The 23,226-nt window shown below is 66.9% G+C and carries 21 protein-coding genes; 9 read left to right on the top strand and 12 right to left on the bottom strand.

Going from position 1 to position 23,226, the window contains the following annotated elements:
• Positions 1-6: 6 nt before the first annotated feature.
• Positions 7-225, top strand: a complete 219-nt coding sequence (locus EER27_RS00770; RefSeq protein ID WP_123086124.1) for a ribbon-helix-helix protein, CopG family — start codon at positions 7-9, stop codon at positions 223-225.
• A gap of 24 nt (positions 226-249) precedes the next feature.
• A complete protein-coding gene (locus EER27_RS00765; RefSeq protein WP_123086123.1) occupies positions 250-558 on the top strand; it encodes a hypothetical protein in 309 nt (102 codons plus the stop codon).
• 51 nt (positions 559-609) lie between these two features.
• On the opposite strand, the gene EER27_RS00760 is transcribed toward EER27_RS00765, so the two are convergent.
• Both EER27_RS00760 and EER27_RS00755 read right to left on the bottom strand, forming a co-directional pair.
• A complete protein-coding gene (locus EER27_RS00760; protein WP_123086122.1) occupies positions 610-1,206 on the bottom strand; it encodes an aspartyl/asparaginyl beta-hydroxylase domain-containing protein in 597 nt (198 codons plus the stop codon).
• Between the two features lie 46 nt (positions 1,207-1,252).
• Positions 1,253-1,876 (bottom strand): sulfotransferase family 2 domain-containing protein, encoded by a 624-nt coding sequence (locus EER27_RS00755; protein ID WP_123086121.1) that lies wholly within the window; start codon positions 1,874-1,876, stop codon positions 1,253-1,255.
• A 95-nt stretch (positions 1,877-1,971) separates the two neighbouring features.
• Between EER27_RS00755 and trhA the strand changes: the two genes are divergently transcribed.
• A complete protein-coding gene (gene trhA, locus EER27_RS00750; protein WP_123086120.1) occupies positions 1,972-2,679 on the top strand; it encodes a PAQR family membrane homeostasis protein TrhA in 708 nt (235 codons plus the stop codon).
• A 152-nt stretch (positions 2,680-2,831) separates the two neighbouring features.
• Positions 2,832-4,805, top strand: a complete 1,974-nt coding sequence (locus EER27_RS00745) for an AsmA family protein (RefSeq protein ID WP_123086119.1) — start codon at positions 2,832-2,834, stop codon at positions 4,803-4,805.
• Between the two features lie 103 nt (positions 4,806-4,908).
• Here the strand turns inward: EER27_RS00745 and EER27_RS00740 are convergent, their stop codons facing one another.
• The 3 genes from EER27_RS00740 to mtgA form a co-directional block, all read right to left on the bottom strand.
• Entirely contained in the window at positions 4,909-5,337 is a 429-nt protein-coding gene (locus tag EER27_RS00740; protein WP_123086118.1) for a CBS domain-containing protein, read from the bottom strand.
• Complete coding sequence (locus EER27_RS00735; protein WP_123086117.1) at positions 5,297-6,361, bottom strand: glycosyltransferase family 2 protein; 1,065 nt, start codon at positions 6,359-6,361, stop codon at positions 5,297-5,299. Before EER27_RS00735 ends, EER27_RS00740 begins: the two co-directional genes overlap by 41 nt.
• Positions 6,362-6,459: 98 nt before the next feature.
• A complete protein-coding gene (gene mtgA / locus EER27_RS00730; protein WP_123086116.1) occupies positions 6,460-7,197 on the bottom strand; it encodes a monofunctional biosynthetic peptidoglycan transglycosylase in 738 nt (245 codons plus the stop codon).
• A gap of 109 nt (positions 7,198-7,306) precedes the next feature.
• On the opposite strand from mtgA, the gene hslO reads away from it, so the two are divergent.
• From hslO to EER27_RS00710, 4 genes are all read left to right on the top strand, one after another.
• Entirely contained in the window at positions 7,307-8,215 is a 909-nt protein-coding gene (hslO, locus tag EER27_RS00725; RefSeq protein ID WP_123086115.1) for an Hsp33 family molecular chaperone HslO, read from the top strand.
• Between the two features lie 127 nt (positions 8,216-8,342).
• Complete coding sequence (locus EER27_RS00720) at positions 8,343-9,200, top strand: XOO1806 family protein (protein WP_123086114.1); 858 nt, start codon at positions 8,343-8,345, stop codon at positions 9,198-9,200.
• Between the two features lie 704 nt (positions 9,201-9,904).
• Positions 9,905-12,904, top strand: coding sequence for a TonB-dependent receptor domain-containing protein (locus EER27_RS00715; protein WP_123086113.1), 3,000 nt, complete (start codon positions 9,905-9,907; stop codon positions 12,902-12,904).
• 116 nt (positions 12,905-13,020) lie between these two features.
• Entirely contained in the window at positions 13,021-13,680 is a 660-nt protein-coding gene (locus tag EER27_RS00710; RefSeq protein WP_123086112.1) for a putative 2OG-Fe(II) oxygenase, read from the top strand.
• Positions 13,681-13,686: 6 nt separating this feature from the next.
• Here the strand turns inward: EER27_RS00710 and EER27_RS00705 are convergent, their stop codons facing one another.
• From EER27_RS00705 to EER27_RS00680, 7 genes are all read right to left on the bottom strand, one after another.
• On the bottom strand, positions 13,687-14,616 hold the full coding sequence (locus EER27_RS00705; RefSeq protein ID WP_190285583.1) for a DUF4097 family beta strand repeat-containing protein: 930 nt from the start codon (positions 14,614-14,616) through the stop codon (positions 13,687-13,689).
• Between the two features lie 13 nt (positions 14,617-14,629).
• The gene (locus tag EER27_RS17005; RefSeq protein ID WP_190285582.1) at positions 14,630-15,106 is read right to left on the bottom strand and encodes a hypothetical protein; all 477 of its coding nucleotides are present in this window, start codon (positions 15,104-15,106) and stop codon (positions 14,630-14,632) included.
• Positions 15,103-15,690 (bottom strand): RNA polymerase sigma factor, encoded by a 588-nt coding sequence (locus EER27_RS00700; protein WP_123086110.1) that lies wholly within the window; start codon positions 15,688-15,690, stop codon positions 15,103-15,105. The genes EER27_RS17005 and EER27_RS00700 overlap by 4 nt, the downstream gene beginning before the upstream one ends.
• A gap of 136 nt (positions 15,691-15,826) precedes the next feature.
• Positions 15,827-17,398 (bottom strand): tetratricopeptide repeat-containing sulfotransferase family protein, encoded by a 1,572-nt coding sequence (locus EER27_RS00695; RefSeq protein ID WP_123086109.1) that lies wholly within the window; start codon positions 17,396-17,398, stop codon positions 15,827-15,829.
• Entirely contained in the window at positions 17,395-17,985 is a 591-nt protein-coding gene (locus EER27_RS00690) for a 2OG-Fe(II) oxygenase (RefSeq protein ID WP_123086108.1), read from the bottom strand. Before EER27_RS00690 ends, EER27_RS00695 begins: the two co-directional genes overlap by 4 nt.
• 8 nt (positions 17,986-17,993) lie before the next feature.
• Complete coding sequence (locus EER27_RS00685; protein ID WP_123086637.1) at positions 17,994-19,784, bottom strand: phosphoenolpyruvate carboxykinase (GTP); 1,791 nt, start codon at positions 19,782-19,784, stop codon at positions 17,994-17,996.
• A gap of 47 nt (positions 19,785-19,831) precedes the next feature.
• Positions 19,832-20,437, bottom strand: a complete 606-nt coding sequence (locus EER27_RS00680; protein ID WP_123086107.1) for a TetR/AcrR family transcriptional regulator — start codon at positions 20,435-20,437, stop codon at positions 19,832-19,834.
• Between the two features lie 256 nt (positions 20,438-20,693).
• On the opposite strand from EER27_RS00680, the gene EER27_RS00675 reads away from it, so the two are divergent.
• Positions 20,694-23,162: an acyl-CoA dehydrogenase gene (locus EER27_RS00675; protein ID WP_123086636.1), complete on the top strand. Its 2,469-nt coding sequence runs from the start codon at positions 20,694-20,696 to the stop codon at positions 23,160-23,162.
• The last annotated feature ends 64 nt before the right edge of the window (positions 23,163-23,226 follow it).

The raw sequence follows: 23,226 nt of genomic DNA, 5'->3' as shown, positions 1-23,226 counted from the left end.
CGAGCCATGAGCGACAAGGAAACCATCCGCCTCAGCCTGGCGGTATCCCCTGAGCTGAACTCGAAGCTGGAGCAGCTGGCCAGCGCCGGCCATACCACCAAGAGCGAGATCCTGCGCAAGGCCATCGCGTTGTTCGACGTGGCCTCCGAGGCGCGGTCCGAACGCAAGCGCCTCGGGATCCTCGACCAGAACAAGAAACTGCTGACCGAGATCGTCGGCATCTGATCCCGCCCCAGAGTGTCGACACGGATGTCCGACTCGCAGATCAACATCGACCAGCTGGCCGCGCGTGGGCACAACTACGAGCTGAGCGTCAGCAACGAGTCACCCGAAGACGCCACCGCGCGCCGTGAGCGCGAATCCGCCGACGCCGAACTGCGTCGACGCATGAGTTTTGGCCTGTTCCTTTTTGCGCTGGCGGTTGTGGCGGCGATCGTGGCCGGCTGCCTGCTCACCTTCGCCAACGGCAATGCCGAGGACAAGAAGTGGGCGGGAGGCATCGTCAGCGCCATCGCCTCCGGGCTGGTCGGCTTCCTGGTGGGCCAAGGCCGCAGGTAGCCCCACCGGCCCCGGCCCGCGCCGACGCAGGCCGTCGTTTCCGCAAGTGCCCTATCGAACCCAGTCCGGCGCCGGCTGGTCCAGGTCGTAGTACTCGAAGATCAGGTGGATGCGATCGATGTCGCCGTTGTTCTCGACTGCGTGCACGGCCATGTTGCTGACCTCGACCGCCTGGCCCTCCACAAAGTGGTGGCCGACGCCATCGACGAAGAAGGTGACCTTGTCGTTGGTCAGCAGCGGGACGTGGATCTTGTGCGGCCACTTCGCCGCGGGGTTGGCATCGCGGTGCGGCTTGATCACGCCGCCCGGCGCCATGCGCGCGAGCATGACGCGCGGGTAGGCGGCGTTGGTGTAGCCGTAAGGCCGCACGGCCTGCGCGAGCACGGGCTCCAGCAGCTCCCGCCACTGCGCCCAGAGCGGCCGGTCGTACGACTGCCGCCAGTCCTGGAAGTTGGACACGAAGCGGAACACGATATGGCGGGTACGATCGAGCGCCTCGAAGCGGTTCGGCTTGTCGGCGTTCTCCGCGTCCCACAGCGGCTCCGGGATCGCCAGCACCGCTTCGCGCAGGTGGGCGATGTCGACCTGGCCGAGCTGGCGCACCGACGTGGTCTTGCGCGGGTTGGGCTGGATGGCAAGGGTGTTCATGGCAGTCGTGGTCAGGCTGGCGAAGGTGGTCTGGCGATGCGGGTGTTCAGAAGTCGTAACCGAACAATTCGATGTCGCGCCCGTAGAAGCTCGCGACCCCGTCGATCAGGGTCTGGTCATAGTAATCACGGTAGCTGCCGCGTTTTGAGCTGTTGACCTGGCCCAGTTGCGCAGATGGAATGCCGATGCGCGCGCAGATCGCGTCGTACGACGCCTGCATCTCCTCGACCCGACCGACCATGTCGGCCAGCAACGTGCCGTCCACATCGGTGACCAGCGTGTGCTGCGGCTGGAACAGGATGTGCTGCAGCGGCGGCGCCTCGAACAGGATGTGACGCATCACCGCCTTGGGATTGGCGAGGAAGGCGCCGTTGGCACGCGTCATGAAGGCACAGTACGACACGAAGCGATCGAACGGATTGCGCACGAACGCAAACTTGAAGTACGCCTCGAATGCCTCGTCGCCCAGGTGCGGCCGCACCTGTCGGAGACTGAGGTGACCGTGCCGGATCGCAGCCAGCTCCTCGAACGGGAACCGCTTGTTCACGAACAGGCCGACCTGCTCGATGTCGTCCTCGCTGAGGTGCTCGCGCAGGGCCTGGCGCACCGAGTGCGTACCGGTCTTGGGGATGGCGGCGAAAATGTAGCGGTGCTGGTGGGAGATGATCATGCGCGGTTCGCGGTCGGGCTGTGCGCATCATAGGCACGGGCCGCCGTCACGCCCAGCCGAGCCTTTGCTCCACGCAACGCTATGATGCTGCGGACATGAACGACTCCCCCCCCGATCGAGCCGCCCCTCCCGCCTCCTCCAGCGCGTCGGGCCATCCCGTGGCCGACTCGATCGAGCACGCACGCGAGGAATTCGTCAACGCCCTCACCCACGGCTTGGGCGCAACCGCGGCGCTGTGCGGCGGCGCGGTGCTGATCGCGCTGACGGCGATGCGCGGCGATCGCTGGCAGTTGATCGGCGCGGTCGTGTTCGGGATATGCCTGTTCGTGCTGTACCTGGCGTCCACGCTGTACCACGCGATCCAGCATCCGGTCGCGAAGGGCCGGCTCAAGGTGTTCGACCACTGCGCGATCTACCTGCTGATCGCCGGCACCTACACCCCCTTCACCTTGATCGGATTGCGCGGGCCGTGGGGCTGGGGCCTGTTCGCGGCGATCTGGACGCTGGCGTTCGCCGGCGTGGTGTTCAAGCTGTTCTACACCGGTCGGTTCAAACGCCTGTCGACGCTGATCTACATCGCGATGGGCTGGCTGGTGATCGTCGCGATCAAGCCGATGCTGGGCGCACTGGACACCTGGACCATCGGCTGGCTGTTCGCCGGTGGCCTGAGCTACACCTTGGGTACCGTGTTCTACCATCGCCCGTCGCTGCGGTACTCGCACGCGATCTGGCACCTGTTCGTGATCGCCGGCAGCGTCTGCCATTTCGTCTCGGTGACCGCGCAGGTGTTGATGCCCGCGTAGCGGGCACTGAACGTCGCACAACAGGTTCACCCCGGCTTGACCGCCCCCTGCTGATCGTGGGGCGAAACCTGCTGGAGACGACCGGTGTGCACTCCCCCATGGCCGACGCTGTCGGCGCCACCCTGCGCTGAACCGCCTGATCAGGCTCCGTCGTGAGCCGATCGCGCTCGCCTGCGGCGCCTCAGACCCGATCTGCGGCCGCGCTCGCCGTCGTCCGGCGCCATCGACTGGCAACCGCGTGCGCGCTTGCCGCCATGGCGCTGGCCGTCCTGGTGCTGCTATGGGACTGGAACTGGTTCAAGCGCCCCATCGAACGCCAGGTGCAGGCGCGTACCGGCCGCACGTTCGAAATCGGCGGCGACCTCGACGTGGACCTCGGCTGGGTGCCCACCGTCCGCGCCGGGCACGTGCGGTTCGGCAACGCGGCCTGGTCGAAGCAACCGACGATGGCCAGCGCCGATCGCGTGGAGTTCGACGTCGAGCTGTGGCCACTGCTGCGCCGCAATGTGCGCATCCCCGAGATCCGCCTCGAGCGCGCACGGCTCAACCTGGAAGTGGGGCCGCAACGCGCCGGCAACTGGAAATTCGGAAAGCCCGGCGGCATGCAGCCGCAGTTCCGCCACGTCTGGATCGACGACGGCCAGCTGGAATACCGGGACACCGCGCAACGGACCGACCTCAGGATCGGCATACGCAGCCAACAACCGGGACAGCGCGACTCCTCACCACCGATCGTGGCTGAAGGCGGTGGCCGCTGGCAGGCAAACGCGTTCACCGTGCGCGGCCGTGCGCAATCGCCGCTGCAACTGCGCGACCGGGACAGCCCGTACCACGTCGATGTCGTGGCGGTTGCCGGCGCGACGCGAGCGCATGCGCGCGGCACATTGATCGACCCCTTGCGGCTGCGCGACTTCGACCTGCGGCTGGTGCTGAGCGGCGCCAACCTCGAGGACCTCTATCCCCTGATCGGCGTGGTCACCCCGCCAACGCCGCCCTATGCACTGGACGGCCAGCTCACCCGCGACATCCGCGACGGACGCACCACCTGGCACTACGACCGGTTCACCGGAAAGATCGGCGACAGCGACATAAGCGGCACTGCAGCCGTCACCACGGGCGGGGCGCGCCCGTTCCTGCGTGCCGACCTGGTTTCCCGGCGACTGGATTTCGACGACCTGGCCGGTTTCGTCGGCGCCGCGCCCCGGGCCGGCCGCCGCGAAACCAGTAATCCCGAACTCACCGCGCTGGCCGCGCGCGAGCAGGCACGCACGCGGGTGTTGCCCGACACGCCCTACAAGCTCGATCGATTGCGCGCGATGGACGCCCAGGTGCGGCTGCGCGCACACCGCATCGACTCGCCGACGTTGCCGCTCGACGACATGACCGCAAACCTCACCCTCGACGCGGGCCTGCTGAAGCTCGATCCGCTCAACTTCGGTGTTGCCAACGGCGACATCCGTTCGACCATCACCATGGACGCCCGCCGGTCGCCGATCCGCACGACCGCGAAGATCGGTGCGCGGGGGCTGGACCTGCCCAAGCTCCTGCCCGAAATAAAGCTGGCGCGCGACGCGATCGGCAAGGTCGGAGGGGACATCACATTGACCGGCACCGGCAACTCGATCGCCGCGATGCTGGCCAGCGCAAACGGAGACGTCGCCATCGGCATGGGCCGCGGCCAGATCAGCAACCTGCTGATGGAGCTGGCCGGCCTGGACATTGCCGAGGCGCTGAAATTCCTTGTGACGCGCGATCGCAAGGTTCCCATCCGTTGCGCGTTCGGTGATTTCTCGGTGACCGACGGGGTGATGGACGCCCGAGCGCTGGCCTTCGACACCACCGACACCATCATCGTCGGCGACGGCACGATCAACCTGCGCGAGGAAACCCTGGACCTGCGCCTGCGCCCTCGACCGAAGGATCGCAGCCTGTTCGCGTTCCGGTCACCGTTGCTGGTCGACGGCACTTTCAAGCAGCCCAGGTTCCGCCCCGACATCAAACGCGTCGGCTTGCGCGGTGCGCTGGCGCTGGCGTTGGCCAACATCGCGCCGCCGGCGGCGCTGCTGGCAACCATCGAACTGGGACCTGGCGAGGATTCCGGCTGCGGCGGCCGCTACGCCCGGTGATGGCCGCGACGGAGGGTTCCCGCGAGCGGGCCGATCCTGTCACTGGTGTCGGCGCGCTACCGTCCAGGAAGCGCCGGACGCCGCTCACCTCAGCTGGCGATGCTCAGCTGCTGATATAGCGCTGCAACTGCGCCAGTTCGACCTGCTGGTCTTCGATGACCGCCTTGACCAGGTCGCCGATCGACACCACGCCGACCACCTGCCCGTCACTGACCACCGGTAGGTGGCGGAAGCGGCGCTCGGTGACCAGCTGCATGCAATGGTCGGCGGTATCGTGCGGACTGACGCTGACGACGTCGACGGTCATGATGTCGCGCACCGGGGTGTTGGCCGACGAGCGGCCCTGCAGCACCACCTTGCGCGCGTAGTCGCGCTCGGAAACGATGCCGGCCAGGCGGGCGCCCTCCATCACCAACAGCGCGCCAATGCGTTTCTCCGCCATCAGCCGGATCGCGTCGATGACCGGCGCGTCCGGTCCGATCGCGAAGATGTCAGGGGCTTTCCCTTCGAGCAGGTGGCGTACGGTACGCATGACTGTCTCCTTCGCCGGCTTGGGCCTGGTCCGAGGATACTCCGCCAGCGGGCAGCCAGCTGTCGACCAGGTAGAGGGGGCGTTGCTTGGCCTCCGAGTACAGCCGTCCGAGGTACTCGCCAATCAGCCCCAGCGCGATCAGCTGCACGCCGCCCAGGAACAGGATCACCGCCATCATCGTCGGCCAGCCGGCAACCCGGTCGCCCCACAGCAGGGCCTTCATGACGATCCACAGCGCGTAGCCGAACGCGACCGCCGCGGTCATCAGACCCAGGTAGGTCGCCAGTCGCAGCGGGGCGGTGGAGAAGCTGGTGATGCCCTCGATTGCAAAGTTCCACAGCTTCCAGAAGTTGAACTTGGTGCTGCCGGCCACGCGCGACTCGCGGTGGTACGGAACGGCGATGCGGTTGTACCCCACCCAGCCGAACAACCCCTTCATGAAGCGATGGCGTTCGCGCAGCTGCCGTAACGCCGCCAGCGCGCGCGGCGACAGCAGGCGGAAGTCGCCGGTGTCGGCGGGGATCGGCGTCTTCGAAAGACGCCCGATCATCCGGTAGAACACGTGCGCCGTGCCGCGCTTGAGCCAGCCCTCGCCGTCGCGCTCGACGCGTGTGCCGTGCACGTCGTCGTAGCCTTCGCGCCACCTGGCCACGAACTCGGGGATGAGTTCCGGGGGATCCTGGCCGTCGGCATCCAGGATCAGCGCCGCACCGCGTTCAACCCGATCCAGGCCGGCCGTCAGCGCCGCCTCCTTGCCGAAGTTGCGCGACAGGCGCAACAGGGAAACGCGTGCATCCGACGCCGCGAGCGCCTGCAGCACCGTCCACGTGGCGTCGCTGCTGCCATCGTCGATGTACAGCACGCGCCCGTCGATGCCGGCCTGCGCCGACAGACCGTCGAGCACGCGGGTCAGGCGAGGCTGGATCAGCGGCAGGCTCTCGGCCTCGTTGTACGCCGCGATCACCACCGTCAGCAGGTCGTACGTACCGACGGATGGCGGGCGCTGGAAGCAATCCTGGTTCATGGCGGGCATGGTAGCGGTTGCACCTGGCCATCCCAACGACAGCCCCGCCCCAACGTCACGCCCCGCCCGGGCCACCACACCCAATCGGGGCAGCAGCGTCAGTCGAGTGTTTTCAGGTAGCCGGCACCGCCGATCTGTGAGGACTGGCGCTGGATCCAGCGCGCGCGGCGCAGCACGTACGGCCCCGGGCGCGCCACGCTGTAACGTTTCGGATTGGGCAGGACCGCAGCCATGCGCGCGGATTCGGACGGGGCCAGGCGACCGGCGTCCTTGCGGAAGAAGGTGCGCGCGGCGGCCTGCGCGCCATACACGCCATCGCCGAATTCTGCGACGTTGGCATACACCTCCAGGATCCGCTGCTTCGGCCACAGCAGTTCGATCAGCAGCGTGTACCAGGTCTCGATGCCCTTGCGGATCCAGCTGCGGCCGCTCCACAGGAACAGGTTCTTGGCGGTCTGCTGGCTGATCGTGCTGGCGCCGCGAACCTTGCGGCCACGCGCGTTGTTGACGCGGGCCTTCTCGATCGCACGCAGGTCGAAGCCATGGTGCTGCGCGAAGTTCTGGTCTTCGGCGGCCACCAGTGCAACCGGCAGGCTGGGAGAGATCGCCTCGAGGTCGCGCCAGTCGTAGGCAATGCGGAAGTCCCAGTTGCCCGATCCCCAGGCCTCGAACTGGCGGACCGCCATGAAGGTGGTGAATGGCGGGTCGATGAAGCGCATCACCAGCACCTGCGACACGGTCACCACCACGAACAGCAACGGCAGGCGCCACAGCCAGCTGCGCCAGGTTCGTCGCTTCCGCGGCCCGGGCGCATCCGCGCGGGCGGTTGTTGTCATTTCCACGTCTTGCACCGGCGACTCCCGATCCCCATGTTTGCGGCACTGTCCTTCCACGAGGACGCGCGCATTATCCCGGATTGCGAGCGTCCACCCGCACGAGCCTGCCATGACCGAACCGAACGACCGCGACCAGCTGACCCGCTTCCTCATCGAGCATGCCGGCGTACGCGGTGTCCGCGTCCACCTCGAGGACACCTGGCGCCAGGTCCTGGAACGCTCCCAGTACCCGGCGACCGTGGTCGAACTGCTGGGCGAGGCCGCGGCCGCAGCGGCGTTGTTCACCGGCCATGCCAAGGTCGATGGCCGCCTGTCGGTGCAACTGCGCAGCGAGGGCGCCCTGCGCACGCTGTTCGTCGAATGCACGGCCGCTGGCACCCTGCGCGGCATCGCGCAGCTCGCCGAGGAAGGCACCGGCACGGTGTCGCGCGATCTGCGCGAACTGGGCGAAGGCGCCATCCTGGCGATCACCATCGAAAATCCCACCGCCGGGGGGCGCGAGCCGGTGCGCTACCAGGGCATGGTCGCGCTGGACGCCGACTCCCTGTCGGGTGCCTTCGAGGACTACTTCCGTCAGTCCGAACAGCTGCCAACCCGGCTGCTGCTGGCCGCCGACGGTGAACGCGCCGCCGGCCTGATGCTGCAGAAGCTGCCGGGCGACGAAGGCGACGAAGACGGCTGGACGCGCGCGAATGCCCTGTTCGAGACCCTGAAACCGGCCGAGCTGCTGGATCTGCCAGGCGATGTCCTGCTGACCCGCCTGTTCCACGAAGACGGCGTACAGCTGCTCGGCGGCAAGCCGCTGCGCTTTGCCTGCTCGTGCTCGCGGGAGCGCGTCGAGTCGATGATGGCGTCGCTGGGCGAGGAAGAAGCCCTGGCGGCGGCCGAGTCCGGGACGGCCCACGTGCGCTGCGAGTTCTGCGGCCAGAGCTACCACTTCGACCGCAGCCAGGTGCAGGCACTGTTCGCCCCGCAACACGCCAACGTGAGCCTGACGGCGCCCGACCGCCTTCAGTAGCGATGGGCGGCAGCCTCACTGGCCGGTTTTCGCGCCTCCCTGCGATTGTTAAATAAACATAAACACCCTATAGTCATGGCCTAACGTCAGGGGAACTCCACCGGTCCGATCCGGTCGTAACCAACCCATGCGCAAGCCCCTCCTGCGACTGCCACTTGCCCTGTTCCTCGCCCTAGGCGCGGCGACGGGAGTGCATGCGCAGGCCATCGGCGGCCCGGGGTCGCGCACGGAAACCGCATTGCCGGTCTGGAACCACGCCAGCGGCAAGGTGGAGGCCATCCTCCTGCTCGAACCCACCGGCACGGCGAGCGCTGGCGCTCGCTGGCGCGCCGGCAGCACCACGCTGGACGCCGCGTTCGGTCTGCGTGGCGGCGATACGCTGGGACTGGTGTGCGATCGCAAGAACGGCCTGCTGTCGGCCGTAGGCGACCTTGCCAGCCACTGCCTGCTGGCGGCCGTCGATGCCGACAACAGCAATCGCCAGACACTGGCCGGCGCAAGCCTCTCGCGCCCCAATGGGCGCATCGGCATCACGCTGGGCAGCGGTCGCGACACCCTGCCGGCCTGGCTCAGCCCCAACAACAAGCCCGGCACGATCGACCAGAACACGCTGACCGTCTATGGCCAGCGCAACATCGGCCGCGAAGCCACCGTCTCCATTGGCGGTACCTGGGCGCGTGCCCGGCTGGTCCCGGTCGGCGAAGCACCGGCACTTGCCGATCGCTGGAACAGCAAGAGTCTCACCGTCGGCGCCACGGTCGGCGCCTTCGGCGCCAACATCGTCGGGCGCGTGGTCGATACCCCCGACGAAGCCAGTCAGTGGGGTGCCATCGGCGTTGGGCTGACCTGGCGCACGCCGTGGAGCGGCCAGCTCTCGGTCGGCGCCGAGAACGTCGTGACCCGCGGCAAAAACCCCTTCTCGGCCAGCAGCGAAGACAAGGACGAGGGCACCGTCCCGTACGTCCGTTACCAGCAAGACCTCTGACGCCAGACGCGCAGTCCTCGGCCCCCTGCTCAGGCCGACATCAGCTCAACAAACTGATCTGAAACGAATTTCCCGCGAGATTTCGCCGGAAACGAGAACGTCGTGACCCGCGGCAAGAACCCCTTCTCGCCCAGCAGCGAAGACAAGGACGAGGGCACCGTCCCGTACGTCCGTTACCAGCAAGACCTCTGACGCCAGACGCGCGTACCGCGGCCCCCTCAGGCCCGCACCAAGTCAACCCACGGAACGGTCGGCGCCTTCGACGCCAACCTCGTCGGACGCGTGGCCGACAACCCCGACGAAGCCAGCCAGCAGGGCGCCCAAGGCGCTGAGCTGACCTGCTGTAGGCCGTGGAGCGACCAGCTCCCGGTCGGCGCCGGACGTCATCACCCGCGGCAAGAACCGCTTCCCTCCCAGCGCCGAAGACCACGCCGAGGGCACCGTCCCTCACGTCCGCTGCCAGCACGGCCTCTGACGCCAGGCGCGCGGACCTCGGCTGCCTGTTCAGGCCAACCCCTATCTAACCTACTGATTTGTAACGCATTTTCCGCGATAGTTGGCGGGAAACGCGTATGCATTAACAACACTTTAATTTTTGTCCAGAGGGGGCTACTATCGGCCCGGCCTTGCCGGTTTTGGCGTCTCGCTTGACTCCACCGGGGAGGTTCCCATGGGAATTACCCAAGACTGACTTGGAGAGAGAGATGACCTTTAAGACCACCCAGCTTCGCGACGCGATCACCTTCGCGCTCGCAGTGGGCACCACCGCCGTTGCCGGCACCGGTGTGGCCTTTGCGCAGGAAACCCCTGCCGCTCAGGACCCCACCACCCTCGGTCGTATCGAGGTCACCGGCTCGCGCATCAAGCGCGCCGATATCGAAACCTCGCAGCCGGTGTTCTCGCTGAGCCGCGAAGACATCACCGCGCAGGGTCTGACCTCCGTCGGCGACGTGATCCAGAACCTCACCGCCAACGGCTCGACCCTCAACAGCACCTTCAACAACGGCGGCAACGGCGAAACCCGCGTCAGCCTGCGCAACCTTGGCTCGAACCGCACCCTGGTGCTGGTCAACGGCAAGCGTTGGGTCGGCGGCACCGGTCTCGGTGGCGCGGTCGACCTCAACACCATCCCGACCGCCGCGGTCGAGCGCATCGAAGTCCTGAAGGACGGCGCCTCGACGATCTACGGTTCGGACGCAATTGCCGGCGTCGTCAACGTCATCCTGCGCCAGAACTTCGAAGGCGCCGAAGCCAATGCCTACCTGGGCACCTTCGACAAGGGCGACGGCTTCCGCCAGGGCTACGACTTCATGATCGGCTCCAGCTCGGATCGCTTCTCGGCGATGCTGGGCTTTGGCTACGTGAAAGAAGAGCAGGTGATGGCGGGCGACCGCTACATCTCGAAGGAGCCGATCATCGGCACCGGTGCCAACCTGGCCGGTAGCGGCACGAGCCCGAACGGCCGTTTCGCACTGTGCCCGGGCGGTTACAACCCGGCCACCCGCAGCTGTACCGGTGGGCAGACCAACTTCGACGGCGGCGCTGGCACCTGGACCTACGACGGCGCCGGCACGGCTCCGCGTCCGTACGTTCCCGGCGCCGACAATTACAACTTCGCCCCCGAGAACTACCTGCTGACCCCGCAGGAGCGTCGCTCGGTGTTCGGCAGCGCGTCGTTCGACATCACCGACAGCCTGCGCTTCAAGACCACCATCACCTACAACCAGCGCATCTCCGAGCAGCTTCTCGCCGCGATGCCGGTCACCCTGGGCACCGCGCCGGGCACGGGCGTGCAGGGCCAGGCGGTGTTCATCAGCCGCAACAGCATCTACAACCCGTTCGGCCAGGACGTCTCGCGCGTCAACCGCCGTATCGTCGAGACCGGCGGCCGTTCGTTCAACCAGGACGTCCGCACGTTTGCGATGAACGCCGGCCTGGAAGGCACGCTGACCTTCGGTGAGAAGTACTACGACTGGGAAGCCGGCTACTTCTACGGCGAGAACCAGGCCAACAACACCACCGAAGGCCTGTTCAACATCCCGGCCCTGGCCGCTGCGCTTGGCCCGTCGTTCCGTGACGCCGGGGGCGTGGCCCGCTGCGGCACGCCGACCGCCATCATCACCGGCTGCGTGCCGTTGAACCTGCTGGGCGGCGCGGGCAGCATCACCCAGGACATGCTCGACTACGTGACCTTCACGGCGCACGACGAGTACAACTACACCCAGAAGACGTACTACGCGAACATCGGCGGCGACCTGTTCGACCTGCCGGGCGGCCCGCTGGGCTTCTCGTTCGGTCTCGAACACCGCAACGAGTCCGGCTTCGACTCCCCGGACGCGCTGATCAACGCCGGCAACACCACCGGCAACGCCCGTACGGCGACCGAGGGTGCGTACAGCCTCGACGAGGCCTACCTCGAACTCGCGATCCCGGTGCTGGCCGACGTTCCGTTCGCCAAGCTGCTCGACTTCTCGGTGGCGACCCGCTACTCCGACTACAGCAACTTCGGCGACACGCTGAACAGCAAGTTCGGTTTCCGCTGGAAGCCGATCGAAGACCTGATGATCCGCGGCAACTGGAGCGAAGGCTTCCGCGCGCCGTCCATCGGTGAGCTGTTCGCCGGCCAGGCCGACTCGTTCCCGACCCTGAGCGACCCCTGCAACATCGTCAACTTCAACAACCAGACCCTCCCGGCCCAGGCACGCTGCATCGCCGAAGGCGTGGCACCGGGTGGTTACGCGCAGGACAACCCGCAGATCCGCATCACCGTCGGCGGCAACCCGAACCTGCAGCCGGAGAAGTCCGAGTCCACCACGCTGGGCCTGGTCTACAGCCCGAGCTGGGCCGAAGGCCTCGACTTCGCTCTTGACTGGTGGAACATCAAGATCGAAGACGCGATCACCACGATCGGCGGCGCCAACATCATCCAGCAGTGTCTTGATTCCGGCGGCACCGGCCCGACCTGCGCCCTGTACACCCGTCGCGCCGACGGCAACATCCAGACCCTGCTCAACACCACCACCAACATCGGTGGTACCGAGGTCGAGGGCTACGACCTGACGGTCGGTTACCGTCTGCCGGAAACCGCGTGGGGCAAGTTCAGCTTCACCTGGGACACCACGTACCTGGCCAGCTTCGAAGACGACCTCGACGGTGACGGCATCTTCGGTGAAGACGAGCTGATCACGCCGGAGATCGGCCAGCCGCTCAACTTCAACGAAGGCGGCAACCAGGTCGGCGAGTACGACGGCCCGAACAACATCAACCAGTGGCGCGTCCGCTCCAACCTGGCCGCCCGTTGGGAGAAGGGCGACTGGGGCGCAACGTGGAACGTCCGTTACTTCTCGTCGCAGACCGAAAACTGCCAGGCGTACGAAGACTACGGCTACGGCTTCCTCTGCACCGACACCGACCGCATCGTCGCCGTTCCGGTCGATACGAACGGCAACGGTGTGTGGGACGGCACGGCCGGTGGTGACTCGTTCCGCCAGCGCAACGCGGCTGAGCGTCACATCGGCGCGACCACGTACCACGACGCGAGCGTCTACTGGAATGCGCCGTGGAACGCCAAGGTCACCGTGGGTGTGAACAACATCTTCGAGAAGAACCCGCCGATCGCCGCAACCGCGTTCGCGAACTCGTTCGATCCTGCGTACGAAGTCCCGGGCCGCTTCTTCTACTTCCGCTACTCGCAGAAGTTCTGATCGACCCGATGTAGGCAACACCCGCTACGGCCCCGCAAGGGGCCGTAGTTTTTTGCGCGGTTTACACTGCCGGTCCGGCTGCAAAGGTGCGCCGGACGATCCAGCGGAGATGTGCAATGGCGTTCCAGCTCCACCCCGCTTTCGCGGTTCCGTTCGCGCAGGACCACCTGCCCAACTGCGAACCGATCAACGCCGCGGTCAAATCATTGCTGCTGGCGCGCGAGGCCGAAGGCCCGCGCTACGCGAACCCGAACCCCTCGCTGAAGCAGCAAGCGGGCGTGTTCGAGAGCGATTTCAACCTGTTTGCGTGGCCCGAGGCCTGCATCCAGCAGCTGCGCCAATTCTGCTGGGCCACGCTGGGACGCACGATCGCCGAGCTCAACGGCTACAGCGCCGAGGAAATGCAGCGCCTGCAGATCTACTCGCACACGTGGTTCCACGTGACCCGGCACGGCGGCTTCACGATCCTGCACACGCACCCGATGGCGTCGTGGTCGGGCGTGTATTGCGTCGACCCGGGGCAGACGCCGGAAGATCGCCCCGAGTCGGGCGTGCTGCGTTTCCACAACCCGCACCACTACAGCAACTACTTCCTCGACCCGGGCAACACGCGCCTGGTCGCGCCCTACCATCACGGCACCTGGAACATGCGCCTGCAGCCGGGCCAGCTCGTGCTGTTCCCGTCCTGGCTCCAGCACGAGGTACTGCCCTTCTACGGCAACGACGAGCGCATCACGATCGCGTTCAACTGCTGGTTCGGCATGAAAGGCGACTGAGTCCGCTCACTCCAGCTGCAGACTCGCGTCTCCCGAGAACGTCTCGATCCGCACCTCGGCCGAGCCGCCGCCATAGCGGTGCTCCAGGCTGCTGCCGGGGCCATGTTTCGGGCGCACGATGTTCGCGCCCGGCGCGCTGAGGTCACCGCTGAAGCTTTCACCGGTGACGGTGGCCGACAGGTTTCGGGGCAGCCGCAGGCGGATGTCACCGCTGACCGTGTCCAGCGCGATGCGGCCACTGCCGGCCAGCGCGGTGGCGATGCGCATGTCGCCCGAGACCGACGAGCCCGTCAGCTTGCGCAGGCTGCTGCCGGGCTGAACGGCGATGTCGATCCTGCCGGAAACGCTCTCGGTCGAAATCTCCCCGCCAAGGCGGCCGCGCAGTTCGATGTCGCCGCTGACGCTCTCCACGGCGACGTTGTCGCCGTTGATCGTCAGCCGCAGGTCACCGCTGACGCTGTCGACATTCGCCTCGCCCGGGGCCGCGGCCACGGTGACGTCGCCGCTGACGCTGTCGATCGACAGCTCGCCCGGCGCGACGCCGTCGACGAGCACCCGTGCCGACACCGAATCGATGTCCAGGTCCGCGCGCAGCGGCACGTTCAGCACCAGGTGGGTCGGCTCGGTGCGGTCGTTACTGGAGAACAGGCCGAAGCCGCTGCGACCCGGGTAGCGCACCTTGACCATCAGGCGCTTCCCGTCGCCCTCGATCTCGAGCTTCTCGACGCCCGCGCCGAGGCTGCCCTGGACGCGCACCTCGGGACGATCCCAGGCGCGCACTTCGATGCTGCCCTTGAGGTTCTCGATCTCGATCCGACCGCGCGGATCCAACGGTCGCGTCTGGTCGATCGGCGTTGCCGCGTGGAGACTGCCCGCCGCGGCAAGCAAGGTGGCGGCGAACAAGGCGGCGTGGCCGCTGGGGCGATGGTTGGACATGGCGGTTCTCCGGTCAGCTGTAGGCGACGCGCTGTGCCAGCGCGAGGCGTCGGTCGTAAGTACGGCGCAACTGCTCGAGCAGTCGCAGGGAATCGGGTTCGTGGACCAACGCCGCGCGGATCTGCACGACGCTGCGGTCGAGGTCGTCAAACGCAGGACGCAGGCTCGACGGCACCTGGGCCGGCGGAATCTCGCGCAGCGCCGCCTGGTAGTGACGCGCCATGCCGTCGGCCTCGCGCTGCACCAGGCTTGCCTGGCTGGCCGCGGTGGGCGACAGCCGCTCCTGGTTGAGGCCGGCAACCAGCCCGACCGCCAGCAGCAGGCTGGCGGCAATGGCCAGGGGCGACTGCCGGCGTATCGCGGCAACACGACCAGGCGGCTGCAGGCGTGCCGCAATGCCGGGCCAGAGATCGGTCGCTGGTGCGGCATCGCGCCGCATCTCGCGCAGGCGCCAGCGCAGGGCTTCGGGAAACGGAGTGTCGTGGTTCATGCGGTTTCTCCAAGTCGTGCGCGCAGCAGACCGCGCGCGCGATGCAACTGGGCTTTCGAGCTGCCGACCGCCATGCCCAGCTCGGCAGCAATTTCCTCGTGCTTCCAGCCTTCCACGTCGTACAGCACCAGCACCGCGCGGGCGCGGGGCGGCAAGGTGGCGACCGCGCGCTCGAGGTCCATCGACAACGCCGTGGCGTGACCGGCCGAATCGGGCGAGCCGAGCAGTTCAAACGCCTCGTCGTCGTCGAACTGCGGACGGCTGCGGCGGCTGCGCAATTCCATCAGCGCGGTCGTCACGGCCAGGCGGTGCAGCCAGGTCGAAAACGCCGACTCGAAACGGAACGCCGGCAGCGCCTGCCAGGCACGTACGAACGCTTCCTGCGCCAGGTCCTCGGCCCGCGCACCGTGTCCGCCGACAAGGCGCCCGATCACGCCCAGCACTCGTCCGACGTGACGCCGGTACAGGGTCTCGAACGCCGCGACCTCGCCACGCGAGGCCGCGGCGACCAGCTCCCGCTCATCGGAGGCCGGTGGTGTCGTCTCGCTGGTTTCGTTGGTCGTGTCGGTCACGGCGGTCAGCATATCCAGTCGGATGCTGGCAGGCGGCACAGGGTTTAAGGCGGTGGCGAAGGTTGGCTCGAACGACGCCTTCCCGTCCTGACTCCACCGCGACGCCGCGGTTGCGGCCGCCGTTGGCCACCCCGGCCCTGCCCGGGGGTCACGCCAGCCCGGAAAGCCCGTTGATGAGCGGCTGCAGTTGCGCTTCGTACGGCGCCCAGGCGGCGCTGCGGTTCTTGATGATGCCGCCGCGCATCTGCGGACTGCTCGCCGTTGCCACCGCCCCGCGCCCATCGAGCGAGGTGGCCGCGGCATCCCACGGCAGGTCGCAGAAGTCCAGGACGCCGCGCATCACCGCCTCGGGATCGGCGACCAGTGCGTCGTAGTGCACATCGAGCACGCGGCCGGGCATCACCGAATGCCAGTGCGCCATGAGGCGGCGGTACTGCCCGAACCACTCCGCCAGTTCGGCCTGGTCGTACGAGAACGTGTTGACGTCGGAGAACATCGTGCGCAGGTTCGAGAAGCAGGTGTCGAGCGGGTCGCGCACCATGTGCAGGATCCGCGCCTGCGGCAGCGCCCTGGCGATGAAGCCCAGGTTGAGGAAGTTCGACGGCAGCTTTTCGGTCAGGTAGGGCTTGCCCTTGGCGCGCCACTGGCTGTGCGCCAGGAAGCGGCTGCCGACCAGTTCGTAATCGACTTCGGCGGCGCGGCGCACCAGTTCGGCGTCCAGCACGCCGTTGTTGCGGTAGTCGGCGGCGTACCGCATCTGGGTGGTGAACGAATAGGTTTCGCCGCCGTCGGCCACCTGCGGGTGGCCACCGAGCAGTTGTTCCAGCAAGGTGCTGCCGGACCGGTGCATGCCGACGATGAATACCGGCACGAACGGCGCCTGCTCCGGTTCCACCGGGGCATGCGCCTGCACGAACCCGGCATCGCACAGCGACTGCAGGCCGTCGTACATGCGCTGGGCATCGCCGCGGTTGTGCGGGGCCAGCCGTCGCTTGAGCCGGCAACCGTTGTCGAGCGCACGCCAGGACTCGTCATGGCGGCCCAGGTCGTGCAGCTCGTTGTGCATCGCGAACGAGAGGTACACCTCGGAGTCGCCGCCACGCGGAATCGCGCGGAACTGCTGGGCCATGCGATCGACGTGGTGGTTGTTTTCGGTCTGCTTGCGCAGCCGCGACAGGACCCAGTGCGCCTGGGCGAATCCGGGCGCGCGTGCGATGCACAACTCAAGCTCGCGCTCTGCCGCGTCCATGTCGCCGAAGAACATCTGCACCACACCGCGGAAGTAGCGCGTTGGCGGGTGGCGCGGGTCGCGCACGATCGCCAGGTCGAGCAGTTGCATGGCCAGATGGTTGTCGCCGATGGTGCTGACCAGCATCGCCAGCTCGGTCAGCCATTCGGCCGAACGGCGCTCGCGCCAACGCGAATGCTGCACGCATTCGAGCAACGCCCCGGGCTCGTTGTACATGCGCAACGCGCGCGCCAGCGTCAGTACGGCTTCCTCGCCGCTCGGACGCTCAGCCAGTGCTCGCATCACGTAACCGTGACCAACCCGGTAACGACCCAGCGATTGGGCGATGCGCGAGGCGCGCAACAGTCCGAGCACGTGATCGGGCTTGATCGCGATCAGCGCCTCGTAAGCCGACAACGCCGCGTTGGCCTGGCCCTGGCGCGCGTATTCCTCGCCCTGTCGCCAGAGCTTCTGCACATCCTGTTCGCTCATGGGCCAGATCCGATCGCGACGCGCTCGAACTTGATCGCAAACGTGTAGCGCGGGGTGTAGCAGATCCGGCTCGGGGGGCGACCCACGTGCTTGATCGCACCATCGAACACCACCAGCCGTCCCGGCTTCGGCGTCAGCGCGACGGCCACTTCGTCCTGGCTGTCGTAGAACATCGTTTCGCCGCCCCACTCCAGGTCCCAGCGCTCGCACAGGTACCACAGCGCGGTCAGGTCGTGCTGGTCAGGCAGGCAATCGGTGTGGGTGAACAGCATGTCGCCGTAACTGGCGACATTGGTGTACGCGCGGTACGGCCGGTAGCCGAAACCGGTCGAGGTGAACGCCAGCACCGCGCGCCGGGTCAGTTCGAAGATGGGCTGATGGACCAACGCTTCGAGCTTGATCTCGGTCGCCCAGTGCTTGTACTCGGCGGTTTCGGGGCGGGCGATCTCGGTGCGCGTGAACGCGGCGCGCGCCAGTCCCTGCACGTAGTCGCCGACGTTGCCAAGCTGGCCATCGAACACCCGCAGCGGGCGGCCGTCGATCTCGAATTCACGACTGGCCGCGAGCGCGGCGGGGTTCGATGGCATTGGTTCTGTCAGCCCGCGAGCAACCGCGCGATGCGCTGTTGTTCGTCCTTGAGCGCCTGCGGCATGCGCGGGCCGTATTCGTCCAGGTACTCACCGATGCTGGCGAACTCTGCCTGCCAGGCGCCCTGGTCGAAGCCGAACAGCTTGTCCTTGCCTTCGTCGCTGAGCTCGACGCCGTCGAGGTTGAGGTCGGTGACCGCCGGCAGGTGGCCGATCGGGGTCTCGACCGCACCGGCCTCGCCCTTCACGCGACCGATCATCCACTCGAGCACGCGCAGGTTGTCGCCGAAACCCGGCCACAGGAACTTGCCTTCGTCGCTCTTGCGGAACCAGTTGACGTGGAAGACCTTGGGCAGCTGCGCGGCGCCGTTGTCGAACGACAGCCAGTGGCTGAAGTAGTCGGCGAAGTTGTAGCCGCAGAACGGCTTCATCGCCATCGGATCGCGGCGCATCACGCCGACAGCGCCGGTGGCGGCTGCGGTCGTCTCCGAGCCCATCGCCGCGCCTACCAGCACGCCGTGGGTCCAGTCGCGCGCTTCAAACACCAGCGGCACCAGCGAAGCGCGGCGACCGCCGAACACGATCGCGCTGATCGGCACGCCCTGTGCATCTTCGGCCTTCTCGGAATAACTGGGACACTGCTTGGCCGACACGGTGAAGCGCGAGTTCGGGTGTGCGGCCGGACGCTTGGCGGCGTCGTACGCCTCGCCACGCCAGTCGGTCACCGGCACCTGGCCGTTGTCCAGGCCTTCCCACCACGGCTGGTTGTCGGCCGTGACGCCGACGTTGGTGAAGATGGTGTTGCGCTGGATCGACTTCAGTGCATTCGGGTTGGACTTGGCCGACGTGCCGGGAGCCACGCCGAAGAAGCCGGCCTCCGGGTTGATCGCGTACAGGCGGCCGTCGGCGCCCGGGCGCATCCAGCAGATGTCGTCGCCAATCGTCCAGACCTTCCAGCCGGCGCTGCGATAGCCTTCCGGCGGAATCAGCATCGCCAGGTTGGTCTTGCCGCACGCCGACGGGAACGCCGCGGCGACGTAGTGCGTCTCGCCCTGCGGATTCTCGATGCCGAGGATCAGCATGTGTTCGGCCAGCCAGCCTTCGCTCTTGGCCTGGTGCGATGCAATGCGCAGCGCATGGCATTTCTTGCCCAGCAGCGCATTGCCGCCGTAGCCCGAACCGAACGACTTGATCGTCAGTTCTTCGGGGAAATGCATGATGTAGCGGCGGTTCGGATCGAGTTCGCCGATCGAGTGCAAGCCCTTCACGAACGTGCCTTCACGTTCGATGCGCGCCAACGCCTGCGCGCCCATGCGGGTCATGATGCCCATGTTGGCCACCACGTACGGGCTGTCGGTGATTTCCACGCCGCAACGCGCCAGCGGCGAGTCGATCGGGCCCATGCAGTACGGCACGACGTACATCGTGCGGCCCTGCATGCAACCGTCGAACAGTGCGTCCATCTGCGCGTGGCCATCGGCCGGCGCCATCCAGTGGTTGTTCGGACCCGCGTCGTCCTGCTCGGACGTGCACACGAAGGTCAGGTGCTCCACGCGCGCGACGTCATCGGGGTGCGAGCGGTGCAGCCAGCTGTTGGGATGGGTATCGGCGTTCAGGGGCAGCAGCGTGCCGTCTGCCTGCATCTTCGCAACCAACGCTTCGCTCTCGGCATCGCTGCCGTCGCACCACCGGATCGAATCGGGCCGGGTCAGTGCAGCGACCTGGGCAACCCAGTCGTTCAGGGCGGGCAGGCGACTGCCGGCGGCAGAAGCGGAAACGTCTTGCGAAAGTGCATTCACGGCAATGTGCTCCAAGCGAAACGGAAAGGTGCGACCAGGAGGTGCAATCAGGAAACAGGAATCAGCGTCGCCATGACGTGTTCGACGTAGGCCTCGAACTCATCGTGTTGCAGGCGCGTCTGGTGCAGCTGGAGGTTGAGCTGCAGGAATCCGACGTAGGCGGCATAGGCAAGGCGCGCGCGGTGCTGGGCGTCGTTGCGGTTGAGGCCGGCCTGGCGGAAGGAAGCGGTGAGGTAGTCCATGCGCCGCTCGGAGACGCGACCGATCACCGGCTGGACGGCCGGGTGGTCGAGCGCCTTGAGCAGCTCGGAATAGATGATGTGCGACTTGAACTCGTGGGCGACCATGTCGAACAGCGAGCGCAGGCGCTGACTGGCGTCGGGGATGGCCTCGAGCTTCCCGAACACCATCTCCTGCTCGACTTTCTCCCAGCGCTCGAGCGCGGCGACCAGCAGCGCATCGCGCGATGGAAAGTGCCAGTAGAAGCTGCCCTTGGTCACGCCGAGTCGGCGCGCGAGTGGCTCCACCGCCACGGCAGCGACGCCTTGTTCTGCGATCAGGTCGAGTGCCGCCTGGGCCCAGTCATCGGCACTGAGCCGACCGCTGCGCTCGTGGCGGGGCGTGTCTTGCTTGATCTGTGCGGAGTCGGTCATAGGGCGACAATTCTAACCATACGCCCCCGCCGGGAACAGTACGCAGCCTGGCTGCTGCCCGGTTGACAGGACCCGTCCCACAAAACCATACTCGTGCGTATGTTGAGTGTTTGATGCTCTTGTTTGAATACCGTCCGTGTCCTCGCTGGAGAACATCGGCAGTGCAACGACATCACGCGCCCACCAGCAAACTGTCTCAATCCGTCAGCCGTTGCGGGCCCGCGTCGCCCGCTGGAGCACCAACATGAGTTCCCTGATCGCCATCGCGGTTCCCTTCATCGCATTCCTGCTGATCGGTGCGATCGCCGCCTATCACCGCCTGCGCCTGCCAGTGTGGGCGGCGCTGACCATCACCGCGCTGCTGGGTTGCTGGCTGTTCGGTGCCAATCCGACGGCGACCCTCATCGCCACGGCGGTGGTGGTGCTGGTGTCGGTGCCGCTGCTGCTGCCGCAGTTCCGTCTGCCGTTCATCACTGCTCCGCTGCTGAAGTTCTACACGAAGATCCTGCCGCCGCTGTCGGAAACCGAGCGGGTCGCGCTCGAGGCCGGCACGGTCGGTTTCGAGGGCGAGCTGTTTTCCGGCAAGCCCGACTGGAACGTGCTGCTGAGCCAGCCCAAGCCCACGCTGACCGCCGAGGAACAGGCCTTCCTCGACGGCCCGGTCGAGGAGCTGTGCCGGATGACCAACGACTGGGAGATCACCCACGTCCACGCCGACCTGCAGCCCGAGCTGTGGGACTTCATCAAGAAGAATCGCTTCTTCGGCATGATCGTGCCGAAGGAATACGGCGGCCTGGGCTTCACCGCGCTGGCCAACCACAAGGTCATCCAGAAGCTGGCCTCGGTGTCGAGCGTGGTCAGCTCCACCGTCGGCGTGCCCAACTCGCTGGGCCCGGCCGAACTGCTGATGCACTACGGCACGACCGAACAAAAGGACTACTACCTGCCGCGCCTTGCCGACGGCCGTGAAGTCCCGTGCTTCGGCCTGACCGGTCCGTGGGCCGGCTCGGATGCCACCTCGATCCCCGACTACGGCATCGTCTGCACCGGTGACTGGAACGGTGCGAAGGTCGTCGGCGTCAAACTGACCTTCGACAAGCGCTACATCACGCTGGCGCCGGTCGCCACGCTGATCGGCCTGGCGTTCCGCATGTACGACCCGGACGGCCTGCTCGGCGACAAGCGCGACATCGGCATCACCCTGGCGCTGCTGCCACGCGACACCGCGGGTGTCGACATCGGTCGCCGCCACTTCCCGCTCAATTCCACGTTCCAGAACGGCCCGATCCAGGGCCGCGACGTGTTCATCCCGCTGAGCCAGCTGATCGGTGGCGAAGCCTGCGCCGGCAAGGGCTGGCAGATGCTGGTCGAATGCCTCTCGATCGGCCGCTCGATCACCCTGCCCTCCACCGCCAGCGGCGGATCGAAGATGGCGGCCGTGGTGACCGGCGCGTATGCGCGCATCCGCAAGCAGTTCGGCCTGTCGGTTGGCCGCTTCGAGGGTGTCGAGGAAGCACTGGCACGCATCGCCGGCAACGCCTATGCCGCCAGCGCGCTGGCCGAGGCATCGGCGTCGGCAGTCGCGCGCGGCGAGCTGCCCGCCGTGCCATCGACGATCGCCAAGTACCACTGCACCGAGATGGGCCGCCAGGCGGCGATGGATGCGATGGACATCCACGGCGGCAAGGGCATCATCCTGGGACCGAGGAACTATCTTGGCCGCGGCTGGCAGGCATCGCCGATCGCGATCACGGTCGAGGGCGCCAACATCATGACGCGCTCGCTGATGATCTTCGGTCAGGGCGCGATCCTGTGCCATCCGTGGGTACTCAAGGAAATGAAGGCCGCCGGCCTGGCCGACGAAGGTGAGCGCCTGCGCGAGTTCGACAAGAACCTGTTCGGTCACATCGGCTTCGCGATTTCCAACGCGGTGCGCTCGTTGTGGTACGGGTTGACCTCGTCGCGCATCGGTGCCGTCCCGGGCGACACCTACACGCGCCGCTACTACCGCAAGCTCAACCGCTACTCGGCAGCGCTGGCACTCATGGCCGACACGTCGATGCTGCTGCTCGGCGGCAAGCTCAAGTTCAAGGAGTCCCTGTCGGGACGCCTGGGTGACGTGCTCAGCCACCTGTACATCGCCAGTGCGATGCTCAAGCGTTACGAGGACCAGGGCCGTCCGCAGACCGACCAGCCGTTGCTGGCATGGTCGTTCCACAACAGCGTGCACAAGATCGAGATCGCGTTCTCGGCGGCGCTGCGCAACTTCCCGATCCGTCCGATCGGCTGGCTGATGTGGATGCTGGTGTTCCCGTGGGGCCGCCGCGCACAGGCGCCCAGCGACCGTCTCGGCCACAAGACTGCCGCCCTGCTGATGTCGCCCAACGAAGCGCGTGACCGCCTGGCTGTGGGCATCTTCACCACGCCGTGCGAAAACAACCCGGCAGGCCGCATCAACAGCTACCTGCAGAAGGTGATCCTGGCCGAGCCGGTGGAGCGCAAGTTCCTCAAGGCGCTCAAGAACAGCGACATCGAGGCGCTGGACTTCGACAAGCAGCTCGACGAAGGCGTCCGCGAAGGCTGGATCACCGCCGAGGAACGCCGCCAGCTCGAGGAGCTGCGCGAGATGACGATCGACACGATCGCCGTCGACGACTTCGACACCGAAGAACTGCGTTCGGCGGGCTACCGGCACCTGCCACGCGAGAATCGCGCGGCGGCCTGACGCCGGCGCGAGTAGGACCAGCGACGGCGGGCCAGTCCCGCCGTCGCCATTTCTGAACACCGAA

The sequence above is a fragment of the Montanilutibacter psychrotolerans genome (assembly GCF_003719825.1).
In the GTDB taxonomy this organism is placed as follows: domain Bacteria; phylum Pseudomonadota; class Gammaproteobacteria; order Xanthomonadales; family Xanthomonadaceae; genus Montanilutibacter; species Montanilutibacter psychrotolerans.
Note: the sequence above shows the minus strand (reverse complement) of the source record. Positions and strands in the feature narration are given on the sequence as shown.

What these genes read in the sequence shown, in the direction of transcription:
- EER27_RS00770 (WP_123086124.1), top strand. Translation starts at nt 7, where the DNA reads ATGAGCGACAAGGAAACCATCCGCCTCAGCCTGGCGGTATCCCCTGAG.
- EER27_RS00765 (WP_123086123.1), top strand. Translation starts at nt 250, where the DNA reads ATGTCCGACTCGCAGATCAACATCGACCAGCTGGCCGCGCGTGGGCAC.
- EER27_RS00760 (WP_123086122.1), bottom strand. Translation starts at nt 1,206, where the DNA reads ATGAACACCCTTGCCATCCAGCCCAACCCGCGCAAGACCACGTCGGTG.
- EER27_RS00755 (WP_123086121.1), bottom strand. Translation starts at nt 1,876, where the DNA reads ATGATCATCTCCCACCAGCACCGCTACATTTTCGCCGCCATCCCCAAG.
- trhA (WP_123086120.1), top strand. Translation starts at nt 1,972, where the DNA reads ATGAACGACTCCCCCCCCGATCGAGCCGCCCCTCCCGCCTCCTCCAGC.
- EER27_RS00740 (WP_123086118.1), bottom strand. Translation starts at nt 5,337, where the DNA reads ATGCGTACCGTACGCCACCTGCTCGAAGGGAAAGCCCCTGACATCTTC.
- EER27_RS00735 (WP_123086117.1), bottom strand. Translation starts at nt 6,361, where the DNA reads ATGAACCAGGATTGCTTCCAGCGCCCGCCATCCGTCGGTACGTACGAC.
- mtgA (WP_123086116.1), bottom strand. Translation starts at nt 7,197, where the DNA reads ATGACAACAACCGCCCGCGCGGATGCGCCCGGGCCGCGGAAGCGACGA.
- hslO (WP_123086115.1), top strand. Translation starts at nt 7,307, where the DNA reads ATGACCGAACCGAACGACCGCGACCAGCTGACCCGCTTCCTCATCGAG.
- EER27_RS00720 (WP_123086114.1), top strand. Translation starts at nt 8,343, where the DNA reads ATGCGCAAGCCCCTCCTGCGACTGCCACTTGCCCTGTTCCTCGCCCTA.
- EER27_RS00715 (WP_123086113.1), top strand. Translation starts at nt 9,905, where the DNA reads ATGACCTTTAAGACCACCCAGCTTCGCGACGCGATCACCTTCGCGCTC.
- EER27_RS00710 (WP_123086112.1), top strand. Translation starts at nt 13,021, where the DNA reads ATGGCGTTCCAGCTCCACCCCGCTTTCGCGGTTCCGTTCGCGCAGGAC.
- EER27_RS00705 (WP_190285583.1), bottom strand. Translation starts at nt 14,616, where the DNA reads ATGTCCAACCATCGCCCCAGCGGCCACGCCGCCTTGTTCGCCGCCACC.
- EER27_RS17005 (WP_190285582.1), bottom strand. Translation starts at nt 15,106, where the DNA reads ATGAACCACGACACTCCGTTTCCCGAAGCCCTGCGCTGGCGCCTGCGC.
- EER27_RS00700 (WP_123086110.1), bottom strand. Translation starts at nt 15,690, where the DNA reads ATGCTGACCGCCGTGACCGACACGACCAACGAAACCAGCGAGACGACA.
- EER27_RS00695 (WP_123086109.1), bottom strand. Translation starts at nt 17,398, where the DNA reads ATGAGCGAACAGGATGTGCAGAAGCTCTGGCGACAGGGCGAGGAATAC.
- EER27_RS00690 (WP_123086108.1), bottom strand. Translation starts at nt 17,985, where the DNA reads ATGCCATCGAACCCCGCCGCGCTCGCGGCCAGTCGTGAATTCGAGATC.
- EER27_RS00680 (WP_123086107.1), bottom strand. Translation starts at nt 20,437, where the DNA reads ATGACCGACTCCGCACAGATCAAGCAAGACACGCCCCGCCACGAGCGC.